Consider the following 1,412-nt stretch of genomic DNA (forward strand, 5'->3'; position numbering starts at 1 on the left):
ATCCCGTGGCGCGAGGAGGACCTCAGTGCCCTCAACTCCACCGACCAGGACGCCGAGTTGGCACGCATGCTCGACGAGGAACGAGGTCGCTTCGATCTGACGCAGGCCCCGCTGCTGCGGTTCTCCCTGGTGCGGCTTGGCGAGGACCGCTGGCGGTTCGTGCTCTCCAACCACCACATCATCCTGGATGGCTGGTCCTACCCGTTGCTGTTCCAGGACCTGTTCGCGCTCTACGAGGCCGACGGGAACAGCCGGGCCGTGGGGCGGGTGACGCCGTACCGCGACTACGTGGAGTGGCTGGCCCGGCGCGACCGGACCGAGGCCGAGCAGGCGTGGACGCGGGTCGTCGGGGATGTGTCCGAGCCGACCCGTATCGCTCCGGACACCGAGGCCAGGCAGCAGCGACTGCCGGAGTACGTCGAGGTGGGTCTTTCGCGGGAGCGTACGGCTGAGTTGGAGGCGTGGGCTCGTGGTCGGGGTCTGACGTTGAACACGGTGGTCCAGGGTGTGTGGGCGCTGGTGTTGGGTGGTCTGACGGGTCGCGATGACGTGGTGTTCGGTGCGACGGTGTCGGGTCGTCCGCCGGAGGTGTCGGGTGTGGAGTCGATGGTGGGGTTGTTCATCAACACCCTGCCGGTGCGGGTCCGTTTGAACCCGGGTCTGTCGTTGGAGGAGTTGCTGGGCCGGGTGCAGGCTGAGCAGGTCGGGTTGATGGCGCACCAGCATCTGGGGCTGGCGGACATTCAGCGGATCGCCGGCGTCGGCGACCTCTTCGACACCCTCACCGTCTTCGAAAACTACCCCTTGGACACCGACTCGTTGACCCTCGGCGACGGCCGGGTCCGGGTCTCCGGCCTCCAGGGCAAGGACGCCACCCACTACCCGCTCAGCCTCGCCGCGATGCTCAGCGAAAGCAGCCTCATGCTGCGACTGGGATACGCCACCGACCTGTTCGACGTGTCGGAGGTCGAGGCGATCGGCGCCCGGTTCCTGCGTGTCCTCGAGACGGTCCTGGCCGACCCCGGTCTGCCCATCGGACGGGTCGAGATCCTCCCGGAGAGCGAGCGCCACCGGATCCTGGAGGTGTGGAACGACACGGCCCGCCCCGACGTCCGGCCGCAGACGTTCCCGGAACTGTTCGTGGCACAGGTGGAGTCTGGACCGGACAACGTCGCGGTCATCCATGGCGACACGTCCTGGACGTACACCGAACTGAATGACCGCGCAGACCGCCTCGCCGGCGAGCTGACGGCGCGGGGCGCCGGGCCGGAGCGGGTCGTGGGCATGGCGCTGCCGCGCGGCCTGGACATGATCACAGTGGTGCTCGCGATCCTGAAGTCGGGCGCGGCCTACCTGCCGATCGACCTGGCCCACCCCGACGAGCGCATCGCCTACATGCTCGACGACGCGGC

General features: G+C 68.6%; 1 protein-coding gene. It reads left to right on the plus strand.

What is annotated here, in order from left to right:
* The coding region (locus AB0G47_RS40855; RefSeq protein ID WP_360781193.1) for a condensation domain-containing protein at nt 1–1,412 on the plus strand (1,412 nt) is incomplete at both ends.

Origin of the sequence: Streptomyces sp. NPDC021622, assembly GCF_040640795.1 — a bacterium.
Classification (GTDB): domain Bacteria; phylum Actinomycetota; class Actinomycetes; order Streptomycetales; family Streptomycetaceae; genus Streptomyces.